Origin of the sequence: Paraglaciecola sp. 25GB23A (genome assembly GCF_040012495.1) — a bacterium.
Lineage (GTDB): Bacteria > Pseudomonadota > Gammaproteobacteria > Enterobacterales > Alteromonadaceae > Paraglaciecola.
Map to the genome: position 1 here is coordinate 1 of NZ_JBDYKM010000038.1, position 22115 is coordinate 22115.

Annotated in this window: 20 protein-coding genes; 17 read left to right on the forward strand and 3 right to left on the reverse strand. The window is 39.3% G+C overall.

Annotated elements, in window-relative coordinates; translation table 11 throughout:
• Nucleotides 1–382 precede the first annotated feature (382 nt).
• Genes ABKW31_RS21905 through ABKW31_RS21915 form a run of 3 tightly spaced genes read left to right on the forward strand, consistent with a single transcriptional unit; the run spans nucleotide 383 to nucleotide 2810 of the window.
• Nucleotides 383–2050: an ABC transporter ATP-binding protein gene (locus ABKW31_RS21905; protein WP_348618817.1), complete on the forward strand. Its 1668-nt coding sequence runs from the start codon at nucleotides 383–385 to the stop codon at nucleotides 2048–2050.
• 30 nt (nucleotides 2051–2080) lie between these two features.
• A complete protein-coding gene (locus ABKW31_RS21910) occupies nucleotides 2081–2347 on the forward strand; it encodes a PqqD family protein (RefSeq protein ID WP_348618818.1) in 267 nt (88 codons plus the stop codon).
• Nucleotides 2340–2810 (forward strand): lasso peptide biosynthesis B2 protein, encoded by a 471-nt coding sequence (locus ABKW31_RS21915; RefSeq protein WP_348618819.1) that lies wholly within the window; start codon nucleotides 2340–2342, stop codon nucleotides 2808–2810. The genes ABKW31_RS21910 and ABKW31_RS21915 overlap by 8 nt, the downstream gene beginning before the upstream one ends.
• 499 nt (nucleotides 2811–3309) lie before the next feature.
• Here the strand turns inward: ABKW31_RS21915 and ABKW31_RS21920 are convergent, their stop codons facing one another.
• Nucleotides 3310–5190 (reverse strand): asparagine synthase-related protein, encoded by a 1881-nt coding sequence (locus tag ABKW31_RS21920; RefSeq protein WP_348618821.1) that lies wholly within the window; start codon nucleotides 5188–5190, stop codon nucleotides 3310–3312.
• Nucleotides 5191–5550: 360 nt separating this feature from the next.
• On the opposite strand from ABKW31_RS21920, the gene ABKW31_RS21925 reads away from it, so the two are divergent.
• From ABKW31_RS21925 to ABKW31_RS21990, 14 genes are all read left to right on the forward strand, one after another.
• Nucleotides 5551–6132: a PEP-CTERM sorting domain-containing protein gene (locus ABKW31_RS21925; protein WP_348618823.1), complete on the forward strand. Its 582-nt coding sequence runs from the start codon at nucleotides 5551–5553 to the stop codon at nucleotides 6130–6132.
• Nucleotides 6133–6142: 10 nt separating this feature from the next.
• Nucleotides 6143–6298 (forward strand): lasso RiPP family leader peptide-containing protein, encoded by a 156-nt coding sequence (locus tag ABKW31_RS21930; protein ID WP_348618825.1) that lies wholly within the window; start codon nucleotides 6143–6145, stop codon nucleotides 6296–6298.
• 1018 nt (nucleotides 6299–7316) lie between these two features.
• Nucleotides 7317–8357, forward strand: a complete 1041-nt coding sequence (locus ABKW31_RS21935; protein ID WP_348618826.1) for a hypothetical protein — start codon at nucleotides 7317–7319, stop codon at nucleotides 8355–8357.
• Nucleotides 8358–8414: 57 nt separating this feature from the next.
• Nucleotides 8415–9818: an undecaprenyl-phosphate glucose phosphotransferase gene (locus tag ABKW31_RS21940; protein ID WP_348618828.1), complete on the forward strand. Its 1404-nt coding sequence runs from the start codon at nucleotides 8415–8417 to the stop codon at nucleotides 9816–9818.
• A 37-nt stretch (nucleotides 9819–9855) separates the two neighbouring features.
• The gene (locus ABKW31_RS21945; RefSeq protein ID WP_348618830.1) at nucleotides 9856–10887 is read left to right on the forward strand and encodes a polysaccharide pyruvyl transferase family protein; all 1032 of its coding nucleotides are present in this window, start codon (nucleotides 9856–9858) and stop codon (nucleotides 10885–10887) included.
• Between the two features lie 7 nt (nucleotides 10888–10894).
• A complete protein-coding gene (locus ABKW31_RS21950; protein WP_348618832.1) occupies nucleotides 10895–12283 on the forward strand; it encodes a hypothetical protein in 1389 nt (462 codons plus the stop codon).
• Complete coding sequence (locus ABKW31_RS21955) at nucleotides 12280–13470, forward strand: O-antigen ligase family protein (RefSeq protein ID WP_348618834.1); 1191 nt, start codon at nucleotides 12280–12282, stop codon at nucleotides 13468–13470. The genes ABKW31_RS21950 and ABKW31_RS21955 overlap by 4 nt, the downstream gene beginning before the upstream one ends.
• The gene (locus ABKW31_RS21960; RefSeq protein ID WP_348618835.1) at nucleotides 13471–14742 is read left to right on the forward strand and encodes a hypothetical protein; all 1272 of its coding nucleotides are present in this window, start codon (nucleotides 13471–13473) and stop codon (nucleotides 14740–14742) included.
• 29 nt (nucleotides 14743–14771) lie between these two features.
• Nucleotides 14772–15911 (forward strand): glycosyltransferase family 4 protein, encoded by a 1140-nt coding sequence (locus tag ABKW31_RS21965; protein ID WP_348618837.1) that lies wholly within the window; start codon nucleotides 14772–14774, stop codon nucleotides 15909–15911.
• Complete coding sequence (locus ABKW31_RS21970; RefSeq protein ID WP_348618838.1) at nucleotides 15908–16525, forward strand: CatB-related O-acetyltransferase; 618 nt, start codon at nucleotides 15908–15910, stop codon at nucleotides 16523–16525. Before ABKW31_RS21965 ends, ABKW31_RS21970 begins: the two co-directional genes overlap by 4 nt.
• A complete protein-coding gene (locus tag ABKW31_RS21975) occupies nucleotides 16512–17276 on the forward strand; it encodes a WecB/TagA/CpsF family glycosyltransferase (RefSeq protein WP_348618840.1) in 765 nt (254 codons plus the stop codon). Before ABKW31_RS21970 ends, ABKW31_RS21975 begins: the two co-directional genes overlap by 14 nt.
• 19 nt (nucleotides 17277–17295) lie before the next feature.
• Nucleotides 17296–18411 carry a GDP-mannose 4,6-dehydratase gene (gene gmd, locus ABKW31_RS21980; protein ID WP_348618841.1) on the forward strand — a complete coding sequence of 372 codons (1116 nt, stop codon included), beginning with the start codon at nucleotides 17296–17298 and terminating at the stop codon, nucleotides 18409–18411.
• 57 nt (nucleotides 18412–18468) lie between these two features.
• A complete protein-coding gene (locus ABKW31_RS21985) occupies nucleotides 18469–18864 on the forward strand; it encodes a four helix bundle protein (RefSeq protein WP_348618843.1) in 396 nt (131 codons plus the stop codon).
• Nucleotides 18861–19823: a GDP-L-fucose synthase gene (locus ABKW31_RS21990; RefSeq protein ID WP_348618845.1), complete on the forward strand. Its 963-nt coding sequence runs from the start codon at nucleotides 18861–18863 to the stop codon at nucleotides 19821–19823. Before ABKW31_RS21985 ends, ABKW31_RS21990 begins: the two co-directional genes overlap by 4 nt.
• A 267-nt stretch (nucleotides 19824–20090) precedes the next feature.
• Here ABKW31_RS21990 and ABKW31_RS21995 read toward each other — a convergent pair whose 3' ends face one another.
• Nucleotides 20091–21152 carry a nucleotidyltransferase family protein gene (locus ABKW31_RS21995; protein ID WP_348618847.1) on the reverse strand — a complete coding sequence of 354 codons (1062 nt, stop codon included), beginning with the start codon at nucleotides 21150–21152 and terminating at the stop codon, nucleotides 20091–20093.
• A 35-nt stretch (nucleotides 21153–21187) separates the two neighbouring features.
• Entirely contained in the window at nucleotides 21188–21898 is a 711-nt protein-coding gene (locus ABKW31_RS22000; RefSeq protein WP_348618849.1) for a CpsB/CapC family capsule biosynthesis tyrosine phosphatase, read from the reverse strand.
• Nucleotides 21899–22115: the final 217 nt, after the last annotated feature.

The window sequence follows — 22115 nt, forward strand, 5'->3', positions numbered from 1 at the left end:
GGACGAACATATCAACCACAGATGTTGATTTACCATTCAATATCCATTTAACAATGAGGTTGATTATTCGCAGCTAATAACATCCGTTAGGGCCGCGCCGGTCACCGGCAGCTCCAACAAATGCCGAACAAATCAACCACCGATATTGATTTGATATCACAATATCCATTCATCACCGCGGTTGATTTTTCCCGGCTGAAGCCGGTCCTACAACAAATAACCCATGCACTTTAAACAAATAAAATGGTGTTATGCTGGCTAACTGTAAAAAACGCGTGATAACCTTTGGGTTTGAATAGAACGAAAACGCTAACGTTTTGGCGCTTTGCTTGTACAATTGCAAAAAACGTATAAACCGCCCAATGGATTGAAAAAAAACAGCATGATAAATAGTCTTCGTTTCGAATATGGCATGAAAGTATTCAAAGAGCATAAACACGCTTTTATATTCGTGGTTTTTTTAATGCTATGCGAAACTGCCGTCAGCCTGAGCGTGCCTTTTTTTGCGGGTAAATATTCGGAGTTTTTTATTGCCGATAACAGCGGCATAAACCAAACCCACACCATTATTTTATTATTATGGGTGGCTTTATTTGCAGCCCATGGCCTACTGCGCTTTTTATCCACTTACAATGTTAGCCTCATCGGCGCGCGCCTTATGGCCGAACTCAGTTGCCGTTTGTACGATCATATTCAAGTACTGCCCATGCAATACTTTAAAGAAAACAAACGGGGCGATGTATTGTCCATGTTAAGTAACGATCTGGCCGTTATCAGCTTTTATGCCTCCAGTGTATTAACCAACTTAATCCCGAATATTTTGGTTTTGGTCGGCGCGTCATTCTTGATGTTCAGCATCGAACCTAGCATCGCCATACTCATCTGCGTGCTGGTGCCCTTAATATTTATCGTATTGAAATTAGTCAGTCGCGGCATGCAACCCATATCAAGGGCCTTGGTGCAAACCCAAGCCGACTCAATGGCATTGGCCAGCGAAAACATTGGCGCTATTTCACTGATCAAAGCCTTCAATAAAGAATCCACAGAGTCGACTAAATTCAAACGCAAAACGACCGAACTCCTGAACTTGCGCAGTCAGCAGCTTAAACTTCAGGCCCTGCTCTCACCCCTAGTACAATTTATGGCGTCAATCGGCATATTATTGGTGGTGGTCATTAGTTTTATGCGTTTCCAAAGTGGCACCATCAATATTCCAGATATGGTCAGTTTGATGCTGTACGGCTTAGTTTTTACCCGTCCGCTGGGCTCCTTAGCCGGATTGTATGGCCAAACCCAACAGGTTATTGGTGCATCTGAACGTTTGCTTAAGTTTTACCATTTAGAATCAGAGCCCAATAGCCTCAACAAAATAGATGCAAAATTTAACTCCGGTGACATTCATTTTGACAATGTATCGTTTTCGTATCGTAGCCGCCCCGATGTGCTTAAAAACGTCAGTTTTCATCTAGGCGATAAAAAAACCCTCTTGTTGTATGGTGAAAACGGCGGCGGCAAAACCACCTTATTACATCTGCTCATGCGCTTTAATGAGCCATCAAGCGGTAAAGTTATGATTGATGGTATTGATATCGCACAAGCCAGTAACTCCTCGGTCAGAAGCATTATTGGTTTGGTATCGCAAGATGTACTGTTATGTAATGGCACCATAGCCGACAATATTACGTATGGGATCGTTAACCCCAACAGCGAAAAAATGATACTCGCCTGCAAAACCTCGGGCGCCGACGATTTTATTCAAAAACTGCCCAGAGGTTACGACACACCCGTTGGCGAAGGCGGCGTGCTATTATCCGGTGGGCAAAAACAACGTATCTCACTGGCACGCGCCTTATTGTTTGAACCACGAATATTGTTACTCGATGAACCCACCTCGATGTTAGATGAGTCATCCAGAAAATCTTTTAAAGAAGAATTCAGTGGTTTGTTTAATCGCTATACTGTGATTTTAATATCCCATGACCCAACGCTCAGCGAAGTGGCAGATAAAGTGTTCAGGCTCAAACATGGCCAGCTTATTGCTGAAAACTAACAACGAAGTAATGTAAAACAAGGAGGAAATATGCAACTGGTGTTAAAAGACGGGCTTCTTATCCAAAAAGTAGTCGATGAAATGGTGATATTAGAGCCACAAACAGGGGATTATTTTACCTTAAACAGCATTGGTGCCTTGATGTTAGAAAAACTTCAAGCGGGGTCAAGCTCTGAGCAAGTCGCACAAATTATCAGTGACGAATATGACGTCAGTGCCCAACAAGTCGCCCAAGACCTAGCCGAACTGTTAGGCAACTTAGAACAAGCTGGCCTAGCGCAAAAACAAGATGCCTAAGTCCCTTCGCACATTCATGCAACTCGGTCTGCGCCAGCAAGGTATAGTGCTGCATGCTTGGTGTTTATTTGTAATATGGCAGGTAAAAATCAGTTACCTGCCCTATCGAATATGGCAAAGCGCCTTGTACAAACATACTGAATTCCAAGACGAACGCGATGCTCACCTACGGGCCATAAAAATCTGTAATTTAATAGAAAAAGCCGCCCGCCACCACATAGTAAAAATCAACTGTTTACGCCGCTGCATGGTGCAAAAACAAATCCTCCACACCCACAAAATAAACAGCCAACTCAGCATCGGTGTAAAAAAAGACCAAGGCAAAATAGCCGCCCACTGCTGGTTAGTTGTCAACAACCACATCATCAATGATTCAAACGAAGAAACCAGCCAATACGTCGAACTCCAACGCATCACCTCCAACGAAAAAAACGAAATAAATTCACTAAACGGTTTGTTGTAGCTCCCCTTGTAGGAGTTCCTTTAGGGACGAACAAATCGACCACCGATGTTGATTTACCAGCTCTCACCCGTTTTGCAACAAGGTTGATTATTCGCAGCTAAAGCAGCTCCTACAAGGAACGAAAAATCAAATACAAATGTTGATGTCACAATAATCACCCCTTGTAGGAGTTCCCGGTAACCGGCGTGGTTTAGGGACGAACATATCGACCACAGATGTCCATTTGATATCACCATATCCATTAATCAACGAGGTCGATTTATCACCGCGGTTCGCAGCTAATAACATCCGTTACGGAGCAGCTCCTACAAGGGCCGAACCAACAACAAATGTTGATTTCACAATAATCGCCCCTTGTAGGAGTTCCTTTAGGGACGAACAAATCGACCATAGATGTCCATTTGGTATAACAATGTCAATTCATCACCGCGGTTCGCAGATAAAAGCTTCGCAGCTAAAGCAGCTCCTACAAGAGACAAACATAAACCGCAAAAAACCATTACTTTTCGGGGAAATGGGTATGCAGCCATGAGTAGGTTAAAATTGCGTAGAGTAAATCGACGTGTAGGGGGTAATTTTTGTCATTCACTAAGCGGTCGAACTCGGCCACTAGGGTCTTTTCGTTGACCAGCTCCATGTCTGCTAGTCTTGAATGTTTAAACAGGCTGCGGATCGCATCGGCGTTTTCTCTGACTAGATCGCCAAAATGCTGGTCAAAGGTGATTTTTTTAATATTCCAACACACACTTTCAGGTAGCTGGGCCGACATACTGTTGCGCAGTAACCACTTAGGATATGCGCCTTGAATCAGCTGTTTGGCGGGTATTGCAAACGTGAACTCAGCCAACTCTTTATTAAAAAACGGGTGCCTAACCTCAACCCCAAATCGTTGGCTTAGTTGTTGATACGAGCGCACCGCATTGTAGGTCGCCGTAGTCTTGAGACTTTGATAACGATTAAAACCCACCGGATCTCGCTGATAATTAAAGGGGTTATTCACTTGCGTCTCAAATTGGGCAAGTTCCTTGGCCTTAGGGGTTAACCACGCTGGAAATCCTTCGCTTAAATCACCGGATTTTTTGTGGCCTAAAACGCGCAACAACAAATCGGGTAAAAAAGGCTTAATAAACAGATTTTTAATCGCTTGTTTGCGCGACATGCCTACAGAGTGACAGGCCTTTAATACTTCAGCAATCACGCTAAAGTCGCCTTCTTTTAATCGTTGGGTATAGGCCACACTGTGCCCCCAACACATTTCGTCACCGCCATTACCCGACAACAGTACATCGGCGCCATTAGCTTGCACTATGGCCAACTCACTCACGTAGCGCGGTGAAAGTACCGTACCTGGGCTTTCTAGCGCAGTAGGATAAAGGCTTAAAAAGTCGCGATTATCTTCACCATCAACATCCAATTGCAAATTATCGTTCAATTTCAAGAAGCGTTGCATCTCAGCAATTAAATCGCTTTCATTGCAACTCTCTGCCCGCGAATAAATATGTGACAAAGGCAACAAACGTTTGTGTTGGCCTTGCAGCACCTGCGCCGCCAAGGCAGTCACACTGGTTGAATCCAAGCCCCCACTCATTTGCGACACCACGGTCTCTCGCTCAGTCCTGCACGCCGCCGCAACACTATTGTGTAAAAGCGCATGAAACTGCGTTGAATAAGCCTGTTGATCAGCTAAAACAATTTTATTGTCAGGCGCGATATCCCAAAACTGAACAAGCTGTTCGCGCAGATCGCGATTAATCTGCAAACGCGAACCACTGGGCAGTACCTTAATTTCATTAAACAGCGAAATAGCCGGGTTAGGAAAGCCGCTCAACCAACTCGCCAAGCCCTTCTGCGACAAACTAATCGGCTTATCGGCCATCAAGGCTAAAAAACGTAAATCAGTAGACACCAAAATACCACCCAAGGTAGCTAACCAATAGACAGATGCGGTATTAAACGGATCTTTACCCACATGCAAATACTGTTGGCGTGAATCAAAGCCCATATAAACTAAGCTACCTTTCACCCTAGCAATAAAGTCTCCACCTCGATTATTCATCAGTTGCACTAATTGCGGTGCAATTTGCACCTGTGAAGTGCAATCCGGTTGCAATTGAGGATCGCCAAGATCAGAAGGTGCGATGCAAGAATGAAATAAAAGACAACTTTTATCCTCATTTTCAAAAAAAACAGTCTTATTTGAAGCACTTACCCCACCTACATCAGCAAAAATAGTCGAGCCAAATAAAAGATCTTTGTTTTTTGTCTCACTTATTTCGTATACAATCTCGTCCGCTTTGCTATTTAGTCGCTGAATAAGGCTTTGCGGGTTTGAGTTTTGGCCTGCTACAGAAGCAGAAATAAAGGCGAATAAGTGATTCATTAGTTTAAAAATGTAGTTTTTATAAAGTTAATCAATAGCATGCATTAAAGTGCAGCAAAAATTAACCACAAATTACAACAAGTTACTTTGTGTAAAATATTTACTCTAAGAATTACAAATAACGTCAGTATTTTTTACAGATCTTGCGTTAAAAATAGTAAAAGCTTAGAAAAATAGGCATTAACAACTCATTAACATAGATAAGCATTTGTTTCAAAAGGATTTTTCAGAGTTGGAACAGTGTTTGCATTATGATTAGCAGTAGTAGATAACAAACGAATACAGCGGTTGAAGGGAAACATAGTTGTTAGTTGTTACCTCAGAGCCATTTTGAACTTTAATAGGGGATCGAGCATGAACATGAAAAAACTTTTAGGATTAGGCTTTGCTGCAGCAATGTTTGCTAGCCAAGCTCAAGCAGCATTTATATGGAACGTAACAGGTTCAGATATGGCAGGCATTGAAGTAACAGCGACTTTTGCTGATACATCAACTGAAACATTGAACTGGGCTGACTTAGGCGGCGATAAAGGCGGCGTAACAGGTTCTGGTTGGTCTTTATCAGTTGACGGCGACACTATCGTACCAAACGATCCACTAGCTCCAATGGCGGGTATTTGGGTATTAGAAGTTGGCCAAGCTCAACTTAGCTCATTGTGGATCAATCTTGGCACAGCCTTTGTATTTGATACTGCGTTTGGTGACTTACTTGCAGACGGTTCAGGCCCTGGTCGTGAATTTGTATCAAGCAGCCCAATCGGTTTCACTTTTATGAATCCAGCTGGTTCAGCTGAGTTGTTCTCTGCTTTATCATTGTTTGATATCTCAGGTTCAACCATGTTCGCAGTAGACACTGATGCAGTACCAGTACCAGCAACACTATCTTTAATGGGTTTAGCGTTACTAGGTTTAGTAGCCGGAACTCGTCGCAAAAAGGCTTAAGGAGATTATTATGAATACGTTAGGAAACAACATGACTAAAAAACTTGAATATACTAAGCCTGAATTAACTAAAGTGGGCAGCCTAGCTGAACTAACGCAAGGCTTCGCAGGTAGCGTACCTGACGAAAACGGTGGCAACACCAAGCGTAACCCTTTCCAAGGTTAATAGCACAAAATAACAAAAACCCGCCCCGGCGGGTTTTTTTATACCTGTCAAAAAGTTTTACACCCATTTTGTAAAAATCCCCCCACCCTTGTAGGAGGCTCTTCAGGGCCGAAGAATCAACCCCAAATGTTGATTTCACAACCAATACCCAATTCATCAACGAGGTTGATTTTCCCCGTCCCCTTGTAGGAGTTCCTTTAGGGACGAAAAATCACCCCCAAATGTTGATTTCACAACCAATGTCCAATCCATCAACGATGGTTGATTCCCCCCCCCACCACCTTGTAGGAGTTCCTTTAGGGACGAAGAATCAACCACTAAATGTTGATTTCACAACCAATACCCAATTCATCAACGAAGTCGATTTATCCCCCCACCCCCTTGTAGGAGTTCCTTTAGGGACGAATAAAAATCAACCACCAAATGTTAATTTCACAACCAATGCCCAATTCACCAACGAGGTTGATTTTTCCCCCTTGTAGGAGTTCCCGGTAACCGGCGTGGTTTAGGGACGAACAAATCAACCCCAGCTATTAATTTGATATCACAATGTCGTTTTATCACCGCGGTTCGCCCCTAAACTATGCCGGTTACCGGGACCTCCTACAACAAAAACCTCTGTGCCCTCTGTGACCTCTGTGGTGGGAACGCTCTTGCTTTTGTTTTTGGCTCTTGCTATCAAATATCTACTTTGTCATCGCCTTCGCAGCTGATAACATCCGTTTCGGAGCAACTCCTACAAGGGACGAACAAATCACCCCCAAATGTTGATTTCACAACCAATGCCCAATTCATCAACGAGGTTCATCCATCACCGCGGTTCGCAGCTGAAGCAGCTCCTACAAAAAAAAACCTCCGTGATCTCTGTGCGCGGCACCCGGTGCCCTCTGTGGTTCAAACGCTTTTGCTTTTACTATCTAAATGGTTAAAACTTTCCGCTCTGTCTTTTGCTTTATCGTTTAGCTTGATACACTTCAAACATTGGGTGGTTGGTACTTATATCAACGAAGTTAGTTAAATGGATGTTATGACACAGTTCTCGTACCTTAAGCCCCTGCATGGCGTGCAACTACTTGCACCAAATACCGCACCGCAAAACATCGGCGAGGTACGTTTTCACTTACCTTTTGCACAAATAAACACCCTGCCCACCTTCACAGCTAACAATGCGCCTATTTGGCAACTTAAAGACGAAGGCGAGCGCTACACCACCGAAATGAACTTGTACCAACATGCCAACACTTACCAGCTAGATGTTAACTGCGAAGGCATCGGCAGCTTTACCTTTGATAAGCAAGCTATGCAAGTTTGCTGGCAGTCTGGCGGTACCGGTTTTGAACACTATATTCAAAGCACTGCTATTGCCTGTTGGTTAGAACTGCAAGGCGTACCCTGTATTCATGCAAACGCCATGAGCCTCAATGGGGATGCATTTTTATTCATTGCACCAAGTCGGACCGGTAAATCAACCTTAACTACCCAATTGTTAGAGCACGGGTTTAAAATGATGACCGACGACATGGCAGCCATACACCAGAGCCATGGCAATGAATATCGCGTTTACCCCAGTTGGCCCAAAATTAGATTGTGGCCAGATTCAGCTGAGCAGTTTATTGGCACAAAACTTGATGATACAAGTAGTCAAAGTGATAACACTGCAGCTAACAAACACGCCAGCGCATCGTTGTTAGCCATAAAAGAACAAAAAAAAGTGCATGAAAAATTTGCCAAGCACGAGCTTGAAGTTGATACACTGCAGGGTAACGTTTGGAATGAAAGCAGCGCCCCCTTAAAAGCCATTTACTTTTTAGAGCGCACGCAAAGTAACCAATACCAATGCGACATAACAAGCCTAACAGGTACAAAAGCCTTATTTTTACTGTTACAAAATAGTATGTTAGCCGATGCTTATGTCAGCTTGGGTTTAGAAACACAAAGGCTTGAATGGATGTCAAACTTGTTGCAGCATATAAAAATATACAAAATAACTTACAGTAGTGGCATGCAACACTTGCCACAAATAAGTAATAACATAAAATGTCATGGTTTATTGGTGTAATAGCACGTTAACACAATCGCGCTAATGTAGAACAAGCAACATCTAGGGAAGAAGTACATGAGCGAAAACGACGGATTTGTCCGGAATAACATTAACCAGTTTGCCTTCTTATATCGCTTTGCCGATATCTTGATCATTCAGGTGTGTTTGGCTTTGGCCAGCCTGTTATATATATCTAAATACGACACCAAGTATTTTATGCTCGCCTTGATTGGCAACCTCAGTTTTATCTTTTTTGCAGAGATGTTTGCGCTATATCGCTCATGGCGTGCCAGTTCGCTTAAAGAAATGCTGTTTTATGCCAGCGCGTCTTGGATCATGACCTTATTCCCCATTTTTGTATTTTTGTTTTTTACCAAACAAACCGAATACTTTTCGCGCGTAGTACTAGGTACCTGGATAATCAGCACCACCATAGTACTGTGTGCGTGGCGCATATTCTTTAGACAAGTACTGTTTGCCTTGCGCCGCAGTGGCCGCAATACCCGCTCGGTGGGTATAGTTGGCTTAACCAAACGCGGCATCGATTTATACAACGAAATCCAACACCACCCCGAAACCGGTTATAAAATCAGTGCCATCTTTGATGAAAGAGCCACCGACCGCATAGAAGAAAAATACCACCATTATTTAAAAGGCGGCATCGACGAAGCCGTGCAGTTGGCCCGTGAAGGTAAAATAGAAGTGTTGTTTATTGGTTTGCCCATGCAGGCCACCGATCGCATTAACGGCATATTAAAAGCCCTGGGCGACACCACGGTTGACGTACACATACTGCCCGATATGTTTACCTATAACTTACTGCACGCCCGTATGGGCCATGTTGGCGAAATGCAAACCATCAGCATTTACGACAGCCCCATGAAGGGCGGCTATTCAGCGATAAAGCGCATTGAAGATGTGGTACTTGCCAGCGTTATACTAACAATTATCGCTATCCCAATGCTGTTCATCGCCGCCGCAGTTAAACTGACCTCCAAAGGCCCAGTGATTTTCAAACAAGGTCGCTATGGCATGGACGGTAAAAAGATTAAAATCTATAAATTTCGTTCAATGACCACCCAAGACAATGGCGATGACATTAAACAGGCCACCAAAGGTGATGCCCGTATTACGCCTCTAGGCGCATTTTTACGCCGCACCTCACTTGACGAACTCCCGCAGTTTTTTAATGTACTGCAAGGTGACATGTCGGTAGTCGGCCCACGCCCTCATGCCATATCGCATAACGAGTTATACCGTAAACAAATTAACTACTATATGCTGCGCCATAAAATGAAACCCGGTATTACCGGCTGGGCCCAGGTAAATGGCTGGCGCGGCGAAACCGACACCATGGAAAAAATGGAAATGCGTATAAAACACGATCTACATTACATCCGCCATTGGTCACTGTGGTTTGATTTTAAAATTGTATTGTTTACAGTATTGAAAGGGTTTGTGGGTAAGAATGTTTATTAATACTTTTTTGCTAACACTAAGTTATTAGGACTAATTTATGACTCATTGTTTTTTTAAGGTTAAGACCCAATTTGAAAATTTAGGTGATGCACTCATAAATCGTGAATTGATAAAACAATTAAAGCCCACAGAAAAGTTAATAATATGTATTAAAAATGTACCAACTGATTTTTTAAAAAACCTAGATATTGAAAGTGCAGTATTGGTTAATTCGTCAATATATTTCTATTACTTAATGTTAAAATCTAGATTATCACTGAATAATGTCAATTATTTTTTGAACCCTGGCGGGTACGGTGGGAAAATATCTCCAAAAAAAGTAATTATGTACTTAGGTACAACGTTTATTTTCAGCTTATTCAAAATTATAGGGATAAAAGTACATCGAGTAGGTGTATCTTTCTCAAACTTATCTACTTTTCACAGTTACATGCTTAGATTACAATCTAAAGTCTTGTATTCAAATTCAGTTAGAGACAGCCTTACTTTTGAGATATGTAGAAAGTTAAAAATTAGGGTTTCGAAAATAGTACCTGACCTTGCTTTTACGCTTGCATATGAAAATAGTAATTTAGAAAAAACATACGACATTGTCATTTCAGTTAGAAAGCCTAACAATAATATAGAGTCCTTATTTATAGCATTGGACAAAATTGTTAAAAGTGCACACGGTAAGATTTTATTTATATATCAAGTTAAATTTGACCAGGATTTTCAAGAACGACTCTATTCACGCTATAAGTCTTATGATGTAGAATTAAGAGATTTATCAAAACTATTAACTGAAAATGAAAGACTATTCAGCCAATGTAAATACGTTGTAAGCAACAGACTGCATGTCCTACTTTTGGCAATGAGCAAAGGTGCTATGCCTTTAGCACTGATAGATCCAGCAGAAAATTCGAAAATTATTGGTATCTTTAAAGATGCAAATATTTTTAAACTTATAAAGGACTACACTAATTGTAATAATGCCTACTTTTCTAATGCGGATATAACGACTATTCAAGATATATTCATCAATAACCATAAGTTAATAAATGATTTTTTTACAGATTTAAATAAATAGGTAGAGTATGTATAAAAAAATCATATGGCTATTAGGTGGAAAGTGGGTTGCAAGCATATCTTCTATACTTTGCTTACTAGTTTTAATGGGTTATCAAGGTTCTGAATTATTAGGCCAATTTGTCATTGGAGCTTTTATAGTTGTATATTCAGACCAATTTTTCAATGACGCAATTGAAAATTACATACTTAAATTACCCTCAATATCTAGAATTGAATTAAATCAGATTATTATTATTTCATTAATATTATGTACAATATTAGTAGTTCCATTAGCACTTTTTCTCAGTTATATCTTTTTCTTAATATATTCCAATAACGATATCTTAAGCTTGTCATTAGCGTCTATTCCTATACTATTTTTCCATGCTATAGGTCATTCATTGCGAGCCTATTTGATTAAAACGAATAGGGATAAAATTGTAGCCTTATGCCAGGGGTTTTCCGCTATAAGTGCATTATTAATTATTATTACGTTTATATTTACTGGAACCGATTATAACTTATTTTATGTCTACCAATTTTTACTATACGGCCTATATCTACTTACCTATATAATTGCAGTAGGTGACTATAAAAATTATTTTGGAGTTTTCACATTCCCTCTTATTGATTGGAATTATTTTAGATTTCAGTTTTTTAACGTTTCTTTAAACATATTTACTAATAGACTAGACACTTTCGCTATTGGCGCTTTTTTAAATATAGGTGATGCAGGCACTTACGCTTTTTTAAAAAGGTTAGTGCAAGTCGTACAAGAATTTTTTGGAGGAACTTTTGACAAAGTATTTCTATCCCTAGGCTTTACTAATACAGAGGAAGATAAAAATAAAGTAATATACTCGCAAGCACTTTTAGTATTGCCAATTTATACATTATTAAGCATTTATGGAACCAGCCTAATTAGTCTACTTTACAATGAAGATACATGGAAAAACTTGCAGTATGTACTAGTAATTTTATGTGGTGGTGGCGTTTTTAGAGCCTTAATTCTTATTGAACGAGCTGGAAAACTAAAAGTATTAGCTTACAAAAATTTATTAACTGTGAGAGTCATTGAACTCGTGTTGGTGATAGTATCAATCGTTGTTGCGATATTTTTCATGCAAGTAACATTACTTGTATTCGCCAACATTTTCTTACTAAAAAATATAATAGCTTATATATTGACAGCTAACGACGATAATAAAATTCATATTAATTTAGCTTACTTATCTAAAATATTAATAAAAATTTCCCCAATAATATTAGGATGTCTATTTATCGGATTTTTATCCCAACAACTAAATACTTGGTTTATGCCTAATTCAATTTTAAGCTACTTGTTAATCAGTACATTATTGTTGGCAATTTATATTTCAATATTTTTTGGCATTACAAGGCTAAACAAGAAGTGAAACCAACTAAAACTGCACTTTTATATATTACTATTTACTTAAATCTGTTTGGCTTATTTGGAGGTTATGCTACTTTTTTAGGAGGTACCTCATATTATTCATCTATCTGGCTTGCAATCTACGCTTTGACTAGCTTAGTTTTTTTTAAAGATACTTTTCTGCATATCACAAAAAACCAGCTAATTTTAATTCTATTTATTTTCTATATAATGTGTTCATTCGTTTGGTCTAAAATACCTAACGAAACGGTTAAATATTCACTTTCCTTTATTTGCAATATTCTATTTGCAATTGGTCTATACAAAAACATGGAGCTAAATCAATTTCTAATAACCTTAAGAAATTTCTTAAATTTTTATATAATATTGGGAATTATTCTGTTTATTATAGGATTAGATCAAACAGTATATTATGACCCTCTTCAAAGAGGAAACTTATTTAATTCGGAGCTTATCAAAGGCCTGTTTTCACATAAGATATATGCTGGATTCTATTCTGCATTTGCATTTATCCTTAACGTTAAACTAAATGAAAACAATCTTTACTTGAAATATTTTTTCTGCTCAATGTGCGCTATAGGTGTCATAATCTCAGGCTCTTCAATTGGTTTAATGAGTCTTTTTCTATATATAACTTTAGCTACTTACTTAAATATTTTTGAAAGAAAAATAATTAATAAAAAGTACTTCAAGTTAACAACACTAATCTTGTTAGTTTTCTTAGTGATTGTTTATATATTTTTGCCTTTAATCTTAGAGTCGTTAAATAGAGATATGACGTTTACGGGTCGAGCGAAATTATGGGAGTGGGGAGTTGTCTTTTCTCAACAGAGACCAATTTTTGGATGGGGTTATTCCGGAATTTTCTCCGATTTACCTGGAGCACCATCACAAATAATTAATAAATATCAATATTATGTAGCCCCACATTTTCATAATGGATATTTACAAATAACGGCTGAACTAGGACTTATAGGGCTTGCATTTTATTTATTTGTATTAAAAAGAACAATAAATTGTTGTTATTTACTTTTCCAGCGTCAATCCAACAGTACACCTTTCCTTTATTTAATTGTAATGCTAATCGTAGCGATTGGGATGAATTTAATGTCTCGGTATAATGAATTTTCTACATTTTTTTTGTTTTATTTATTTCTATCTAGCAATCACTTAACAAGGAAGTTATAAATGCAACTTAAATATTTCTATTCAAGTTCAAAACCAGCTATCCATCGTTTTTTTGACACTTCACCAGTTAGTAATTGCGGAAATTACTTAATAATCACTGAGTTTGAAAATGATACGAAATTACCTAGTGAAGGGGTTCCAGCTTATGTAGTAGTTGTTAATATCTCAGATGGGTCAGAAGTATACAGGAGAAAAACATTTGGATGGGATTCTCAGTTAGGAGCCCAAACACAATGGTCGTTCAATTCCAAATACATATTGTTCAATGATGTAATAAAAGGCAAAGCTATTGGTCTTAAGGTAGATATTTTATCTAAAACAGAAACTCAGTTAGATCACACTATATACATGGCTTCACCTGTGTGTAATAAAGCAATCTCCCCCAATCTATCATTAATAAATTTTGTTCAAGCTGGATATGGTGTGCATATACCTAACCCTGAAAAACCAAGGAGAGGTTTTGCAGCAAATAACGTCATAACTGAAATATGTTTAGAGACAGGAAATAAAAAAACATTAATTACAGCAGAATTTTTATTTAAGTCTATTTTAACTGCCTCTAATTTTGACAAAATAAAAAGGGGGTTCAATTTTATTTTTCATGTTAAATATAGTCCTAACGGAAAAAACATTTTAATCATATTAAGAAATAAGCCCAAGTTAGAAAAATTAAAATCCAGTAATTTTTTAGTAAACTACAATATCGAAAGTGGTGAAGTTAATTTGTTAGTGACTCCAAAACGCTGGGGCAGTGGTCATCACCCAAATTGGTGCCCAGACAGTTTACACATTGTAATGAACTTGAACTTTAGACGTTATCCAATTTGCATATCTAAGGTCGCGGAGTTATTTGATAAGGTATCCAATAAGCTTTTCCGTAGGTATATTTTTCGTGCAAATCCATTAAGGATCGCCCTAATTAATAGTCAAACAGGAAAGATTGCCAATTTTTCAGGAATTATATTGGGTTCTGGTCACCCGATAATGCATAGTGATATGACACACGTCATTACCGACTGTTATCCACACGAACCTGTTGCCAATGCAGATGCCTCAGTGCCGTTAAGATTAATCACAAAAAATCAGCAGAAAAGTATAATAAATCTTGAAACCATACCAACATACTATGGACCAAATAAAGAGTGGCGAATTGACCCTCACCCCGTTTTTAGCAAAGATTTTCGGTACCTCGTGTTTAACTTTAAAAGTACTAAAAGCAATAGAACTGTCGGCATAATCGACTTTGAGCAGTATATTCGTTCTATAAAATGATAAGGCAAATTAAAATGAGGAGCCAATTAATGCCTGACGTTGTAATCGTGCAACATAGATTATTGCATTATCGAGTCGAATTATTTGAAATAGTGAAAAAATATTTAGCGAAAGAAGGTATTCAACTTTATTTAGTACATGGCGGCCCCTCTAATAAAGAAGCAACTCGAAAAGATGTTGGTACTTTAAAATGGGCGCATGAAATTAGAAATTATTTTTTTACCATCAAAGGCGTAGATTTAATTTGGCAACCTTTACCTAAGATTACAGACTCTTGCGATTTACTAATTCTTATGCAAGAGAATCGAATAATTTCTAATTATTCAAAAATTTTAAAAAGATATTTATTAAATAAAAAAGTGGCATTTTGGGGCCATGGTCAAAATTTGCAAAGTGCTAATCCATCTGGATTGAGAGAAATATGGAAAAAGAAATGGTTAAAGAGTGTCAATTGGTGGTTTGCGTACACTACTTCTACAGTTGATTATTTGATATCTCAAAACTATCCCCGCGATCAAATAACATGCTTAAACAATGCAATAGATGTAAATGGATTTAAGGCAGAGTTAAGCCAAGTGACAGAGCATGATTTAGTTATATTGAGGCAGGAACTTAATATACCTGAATCATCGTTAATTGGAATATTTTGTGGTTCCTTATACCCAGAAAAACGCCTTGACCTAATGTTAGACGCTGTAGACTTAATAATAGATGCAATTCCAAACTTTCAGCTCATTGTAATTGGAGATGGCCCAAGTAAACCTTTTTTGCAAGAAGCAGCAATGAAAAGAGCGTGGTTAAAATTAGTTGGGGTTAAAAAAGGATTTGAAAAGGCAAAATATTTTAGATTAGCGAGCGTTATTTTGAACCCCGGTTTAGTCGGCCTGCACATTCTAGATTCATTTTGCGCTGGGGTACCAATGGTTACTACCAGGGATGCACTACACAGCCCAGAATATGATTATCTGGAAAATGGAAAAAATGGCTTAGTCACTAAAGGAACAGCTAGTGATTTTGCAAATGCTATTGTGAAATTATTAGGTGACAGCGCCACGTTGAATGAAATGCAGAGAAATGCTTTTTTAGATAGCCAAAAATATACTGTCGAGGAAATGGCCAGACGATTCGCAAACGGAATAATATCAGCTGTTAACGCGAGCAAAGAATGAAAGCACAAGTCTTAGCAGTATTAAAAAAACTTAGATTGAAATTAAAGTTACTAGGGAAAAGTAGCTTCTTAACTCATGGTAGTAATATTCACATTGGCAAAGGTGGGCTTTTATGGGCGCCTCAGTTCTTACATATTGGTGATAACACTTACATAGGTAAATACGTTGCTATAGAAACAAATGTAAAAATTGGTAGTAATGTTTTAATAGCCAATTCAGTGATAATGGCTGGCCGCATTGACCATGACTATAAGTGCATAGGCACGCCTGTGAGGTTTGCTCCTTGGATAGGGGATATAGTTCTAAAACAAAACTCCGATGTCCCTCATGTATTGATTGAAGATGATGTTTGGATAGGTGCAGGGGCAATTTTGTTAAGTCCAATAAAGATTGGCAAAGGTTCGGTTATAGCTGCAGGAGCGGTAGTTACAAAGAATGTCGAACCATATTCTATTGTTGGAGGAAATCCCGCTAAAACAATAAAGAAAAGGTTTACCCCTGAAGAAATTATTGAACATGAAAAAAAGATGTATTCAGGTATCTTTGAATACAATCCCAAAGGACTGAAGTTCAGTAAAATTCAACCAGGAGAAGGGACTGATGGACGTAAATAGTCAATGTGATGTTATTACAATGCAAGTTAACGTCACAAAACAATCCAAAACCCTTAGCAAAATCCATGATCTAGTGATTGAAAATGTTTCAGCCTATGTGTGTGTGTCAAACGTACATATGTGCATGGAGACATTCGATTCTTCGTCGTTTCGCCAAGTTGTTAACAATGCTGACTTAGTTATCGCTGATGGCCGCCCAATCTACTGGGCACAAAAGTTACTAGGTAACAAAGACGCCGAACAAGTCAGAGGCCAAGATATTACAAACGCTTTATGCCAATTAAGTTCAGATACTGGCCTTCGCATTGGGCTTTATGGCGGCTCGTCCGCCGACGTACTCAACAAGGTTGTCACTAACCTAAGCCAACAATACCCTAACATTAAGATTATTTACCAGTATTCGCCGCCTTTTAGAGTATTGACTGAAGAGGAATCTTCCAAAGTGATAAATGACATTAATAGTGCACAGGTTGATGTGTTATTTGTTGGCATTGGCTGCCCAAAACAAGAAATTTGGATGGCGCAACATAAGGGAAAGGTTAACGCAGTAATGCTTGGAATAGGTGCTGCCTTTGACTTTATTGCAGGCACCAAAAAACATGCCCCAAGATGGATGCAAAAAATGGGCTTAGAGTGGCTATTTAGATTGCTATCTGAGCCTAAAAGATTATGGAAACGCTATTTAAAACAAAACCCAAGATTTATTTGGTATTTTTTACAACAGTGGGTTTTCAACAAAAAATTTAATTAGTTGATGTGAAGGAAAAACAATGAAAAAAGCACTTATCACCGGGGTAACCGGCCAGGACGGCTCATATCTAGCCGAATTTTTATTAGAAAAGGGATATGAGGTTCACGGTATTAAGCGTCGCGCTTCGTTGTTCAATACCCAGCGTGTAGACCATATTTATGAAGATGTACATATCGAAAATGCACGCTTTAAATTGCACTACGGTGACTTAACTGACTCATCTAACCTTATTCGTATTATGCAAGAAGTGCAGCCTGATGAGGTGTATAACTTAGGTGCCCAGTCGCACGTTGCGGTGTCGTTTGAAGCGCCAGAATATACAGCTGATGTTGACGCTATTGGCACTTTACGCTTGCTTGAGGCCATCCGCTTTTTAGGGCTTGAAAAGAAAACCAAATTTTACCAAGCTTCTACTTCAGAGCTGTATGGTGAAGTACAAGAAATCCCGCAAAAAGAAACCACACCGTTTCACCCACGCTCACCTTATGCTGTCGCTAAAATGTACGCCTATTGGATAGCCGTTAACTATCGTGAGTCTTACGGTATATATGCTTGTAATGGTATATTGTTTAACCATGAGTCACCCCGTCGTGGTGAAACCTTTGTTACCCGGAAAATCACCCGTGGTTTAGCCAATATCGCCCAAGGCTTAGAAGAGTGTTTGTATTTAGGTAATATGGATGCCTTACGTGACTGGGGCCATGCTAAAGACTACGTGCGTATGCAATGGATGATGCTGCAGCAAGACACACCTGAGGATTTTGTTATCGCCACCGGCAAACAAATATCAGTACGTGAGTTTGTGCGCATGTCGGCTGCTTATGCTGGTATTACCCTCGAATTCAGTGGTGAAGGTTTAAATGAGGTTGCCACAGTGACAGCTATTAGTGGTACTGACGCCCCAGGCGTAAAAGTGGGTGATGTATTGGTTAAAGTTGACCCGCGTTACTTCCGCCCTGCAGAAGTTGAAACTCTACTAGGCGACCCCACCAAAGCCAAAGAAAAACTCGGCTGGGTACCTGAAATCACCGTTGAAGAAATGTGTGCTGAAATGGTTGAGCATGATTTGAGTAAAGCCAAGCAACATGCCTTGCTTAAAAAACATGGTTATGAAATCGCGGTATCCAAAGAGTAAAAGTAGATCGAGATACGAGAATATTTTGCATAGAATTGTGACTCAGGAGTCAAGCTGATGCTTTATGAAAACATGGATGTTTGGAAACGCAGTCGACAGCTGTCCATAATTACTTATCGAGAATTATCTTCGTGTAAGGATTTTGGTTTTAAAGATCAAATAACTCGTTCAATGCTATCAGTACCAAGCAATATCGCAGAAGGATGCGAACGTTCTTCTTTAAAAGAACGTATTCGCTTTTTTGATATCGCGAAAGGTTCGCTCGGTGAATTTAAGACACAAGCCGATATTGGAATAGAAGTTGATTTCATAAGCAAAGAGATTGGTGATTTTTTAGTAGATGAAGCATCTCAAATATCAAAAATGCTTGGTTCACTTATATCTACTTTAAGAGCACAGTTAGAAACTAGCATCTCGAATCTAATATCTGCACACCTAAGGATTATAGTATGAAACGAGTATATGTAGCGGGACATCGCGGCATGGTGGGGTCGGCGATTGTCAAGCAATTACAAGCAAGTGGTGGTTGCGAATTGGTGTTGCGTACACGCAGTGAATTAGACTTAACTAGCCAACAAGCGGTTGCGGAATTTTTTAAGTCAGAACAGATTGATGAGGTGTATTTAGCGGCGGCTAAAGTGGGTGGCATTATTGCCAACAACACCTACCCTGCTGATTTTATTTATGAAAACCTGATGATTGAATGCAATATTATTCATTCAGCCCATGTGGTGGGTATTCAAAAATTACTGTTTTTAGGCTCAAGCTGTATTTATCCTAAATTAGCTGAGCAGCCTATGGCAGAAACGGCATTGTTAACGGGTACCTTAGAGCCGACTAACGAGCCTTATGCCTTAGCTAAAATTGCCGGCATTAAGTTATGCGAATCGTATAATCGCCAATATGGGCGTGATTATCGTAGTGTTATGCCTACTAACTTGTATGGCCCCCATGATAATTTTCATCCTGAAAACTCCCATGTTATTCCAGCCTTGTTACGCCGTTTTCATGAAGCGAAACTTAATGGTGATGCGCAAGTGGTTGCGTGGGGAAGCGGCAAACCCATGCGTGAGTTTTTGCATGTTAACGATATGACAGCTGCCTCTATCCATGTGATGGAATTAGATAAGGCTACCTATAATGCTAATACTGAAGTGATGCTAAGCCACATTAATGTAGGCACAGGCGTGGACTGTACAATTCGTGAATTGGTTGAAACAGTGGCCAAAGTCACTGGGTTTGAAGGCAAGATTGTGTTTGATGCCAGTAAGCCCGATGGTGCGCCGCGCAAGTTAATGAATGTAGACCGATTAGCAGCATTGGGTTGGCAATATACCTATACCTTAGAAGCAGGTTTAAAAGATGCCTATCAGTGGTTTTTAGATAATCAGGATAGTTTTAGGCAGGCGTAACGCAGATGCTAGATGCTAGATGCTAGATGCTAGTAGATAGAAAATACAAAAAGCAACTGCAGGGGCAAGCGCTTTAAACCAAAAAGGATACCGGGTGCCGCACACAGATGTTTCTTTTGTAGGAGTTCCTTTAGGGACGAAGATAAAAGCTTCGCAGCTAAAGCAGCTCCTACAAAAGACAAAGCAACAGCCAGGGCAAATGAAGCCAAGATGAGCTGCTGAACAGCGATGATGTGCATCTGCACAGTAAGTGGTATGTTGCTTAATTTACCGTATGAGCGATCGCTTTAAATAAATTAGGTTGTGCCTTAACACCCTCGCCTTACTATCACAAAATAAAAATACAGCGCCGAGTTGCTTAAAGCGCTGAAAAACACTTTTTAGTACGCTTGGTTTGGTAAAAATCTTGTTGATTGCAAAAAGGCCCAAGTAGTCTGTGACAAAATTTGGTTTGTTCGCTAGTAACAATGAATCTGCAATAGGTGTGTGCAAGTAGGTTTTGCACTGGTACAGCAAATAATATAAACCCGTTTTAACTCCCCAAGCTTCTGCTATTAAAAAACATTGTGCTAGGTCAGGACTTTTCTGGCATATCAATTCATGGCAATCAATTAAGCCATAATGAAAATAATCGCAGTCTTTGAGTAAATGCATAGCTAAATACACGATATGATCTTCATTCGATAACAGCCTAATATTTTCACTATGATAATTAGGATGCTGAATGCTGCGTTTTACAATTTCAAGCCCATCACATTTAAACAAGCTGGGATAAGATAAATACCAATGCAGGTCAAAATACACTGGGTTGGTATTGTTCGCTCGCCATGTTTCTTCAAACAAACCATCAAAGGCATTATTGGTATTTTTATCAACTAAGCTAGCTAGCTTTTTAAACACTGCACAAAAGCTATTTTTGTCTTGGGGTTGGATAAGAATATCAATATCTGAACTACCACGTGGTGAGTTGTCACTATAAAGATAACTATTAAAGGCCAAGCCTTTAAGTAGTAGCACACTAATATCATGCCCTGCTAACACTTGAGCAAGTTGATTAATCTCATGTTTTTTGGCACCCACATCAGCTATTAAACTGTAAGTACTTAATTTTAATTTCACTTGGTAAGCTGCACTAAACCACTCAAGTTGCTTACGAGCAATGGCATTTTGAAAAATTAAGGCATGCAGGCGAGTCAATTTAGCATCATGTTGTAATTGACGCTCAATGCGTTGAATGGCTAATTTATCCCAGGTAATATTTTCACTGGCATGAATACAAGCATATTGAAAAACTTCGATTGTACTGCGCAACTGGTCACTTATCGCCATTACCATTCCTTAGTTTCAAAACGACAAGTTTAATGTCAAATAAGCTGACTAGGTACGGCATTAACTAACGATTGAGCTTGCGCTTGGCCAATTAATAATTCAGCCGCCGCAACCCCTTCAATTAAATTAGGTTTACGCCCTTTTAAATTATGACAATCAGAGGCGACAGCGCTCACCCTACCCTCTTCTAATAGTTTTTCAGCATTCTGCTGTGCATCTTCACCAAACAAGCCAGTTAGGCTGCTAGCGGTGATTTGAAGGGGGCAACCCATATCAGTCAGCACTTGTAGTTTTTGCGGTAGACGCACAAAAGTTTGATTGCGTTCGGGGTGCACAATAATGGGTAGGTAGTTTTTATTGATTAACCACTTCACTAGGTTTTCGTAACCTACGGGTACGTCTATACGGGGAAACTCTAATAAGAAGGTCTTTTTGCCGTTGTATTCGCCCAAAGTGGGAATAGCGTCTTGGGCGACTAATTGCATTATCTCGCTGCCAATGCGCACTTCACTGCCCAATTGCAAACCGATTTTAATATTAGCGGTATCGACTTGGTCTTGAAAAATAGCAAAACGCTTTTCTAAATCAGCTTTTTGATTTTCATAACGCCCATAATGTATATGCGGTGTAAGCACCTGAATAGTCACGCCGCCATCAACAGCCATCCGCAGCATATCAAGCGCCTCGTCTAATGTACGAGCCCCGTCGTCAACACCTGGCAAAATATGACTATGAATGTCGATCATCGCTTTTACTTCCTTAAAAAACCCTGAAGACAATTTACCACAGAGTACACAGAGAAATAAGAAGTTAAGATTAAAAGATAAAACGGTTGAACCACAGAGGGCACAGAGAAATAAGAAATTAAGATTAAAAGATAATTTGAACCACAGAGATGTATGGACTCCCTCCCCCTAGGGGGATAGCGTAATAAGTAAGCAAACTTTTACCAACAGGAGCCCA

Bases quoted from the DNA above. Each gene is read 5' to 3' on its own strand.
- ABKW31_RS21905 (WP_348618817.1), top strand. From the start codon at position 383: ATGATAAATAGTCTTCGTTTCGAATATGGCATGAAAGTATTCAAAGAG.
- ABKW31_RS21910 (WP_348618818.1), top strand. From the start codon at position 2,081: ATGCAACTGGTGTTAAAAGACGGGCTTCTTATCCAAAAAGTAGTCGAT.
- ABKW31_RS21915 (WP_348618819.1), top strand. From the start codon at position 2,340: ATGCCTAAGTCCCTTCGCACATTCATGCAACTCGGTCTGCGCCAGCAA.
- ABKW31_RS21920 (WP_348618821.1), bottom strand. From the start codon at position 5,190: ATGAATCACTTATTCGCCTTTATTTCTGCTTCTGTAGCAGGCCAAAAC.
- ABKW31_RS21925 (WP_348618823.1), top strand. From the start codon at position 5,551: ATGAAAAAACTTTTAGGATTAGGCTTTGCTGCAGCAATGTTTGCTAGC.
- ABKW31_RS21930 (WP_348618825.1), top strand. From the start codon at position 6,143: ATGAATACGTTAGGAAACAACATGACTAAAAAACTTGAATATACTAAG.
- ABKW31_RS21935 (WP_348618826.1), top strand. From the start codon at position 7,317: ATGGATGTTATGACACAGTTCTCGTACCTTAAGCCCCTGCATGGCGTG.
- ABKW31_RS21940 (WP_348618828.1), top strand. From the start codon at position 8,415: ATGAGCGAAAACGACGGATTTGTCCGGAATAACATTAACCAGTTTGCC.
- ABKW31_RS21945 (WP_348618830.1), top strand. From the start codon at position 9,856: ATGACTCATTGTTTTTTTAAGGTTAAGACCCAATTTGAAAATTTAGGT.
- ABKW31_RS21950 (WP_348618832.1), top strand. From the start codon at position 10,895: ATGTATAAAAAAATCATATGGCTATTAGGTGGAAAGTGGGTTGCAAGC.
- ABKW31_RS21960 (WP_348618835.1), top strand. From the start codon at position 13,471: ATGCAACTTAAATATTTCTATTCAAGTTCAAAACCAGCTATCCATCGT.
- ABKW31_RS21965 (WP_348618837.1), top strand. From the start codon at position 14,772: ATGCCTGACGTTGTAATCGTGCAACATAGATTATTGCATTATCGAGTC.
- ABKW31_RS21970 (WP_348618838.1), top strand. From the start codon at position 15,908: ATGAAAGCACAAGTCTTAGCAGTATTAAAAAAACTTAGATTGAAATTA.
- ABKW31_RS21975 (WP_348618840.1), top strand. From the start codon at position 16,512: ATGGACGTAAATAGTCAATGTGATGTTATTACAATGCAAGTTAACGTC.
- gmd (WP_348618841.1), top strand. From the start codon at position 17,296: ATGAAAAAAGCACTTATCACCGGGGTAACCGGCCAGGACGGCTCATAT.
- ABKW31_RS21985 (WP_348618843.1), top strand. From the start codon at position 18,469: ATGCTTTATGAAAACATGGATGTTTGGAAACGCAGTCGACAGCTGTCC.
- ABKW31_RS21990 (WP_348618845.1), top strand. From the start codon at position 18,861: ATGAAACGAGTATATGTAGCGGGACATCGCGGCATGGTGGGGTCGGCG.
- ABKW31_RS21995 (WP_348618847.1), bottom strand. From the start codon at position 21,152: ATGGCGATAAGTGACCAGTTGCGCAGTACAATCGAAGTTTTTCAATAT.
- ABKW31_RS22000 (WP_348618849.1), bottom strand. From the start codon at position 21,898: ATGATCGACATTCATAGTCATATTTTGCCAGGTGTTGACGACGGGGCT.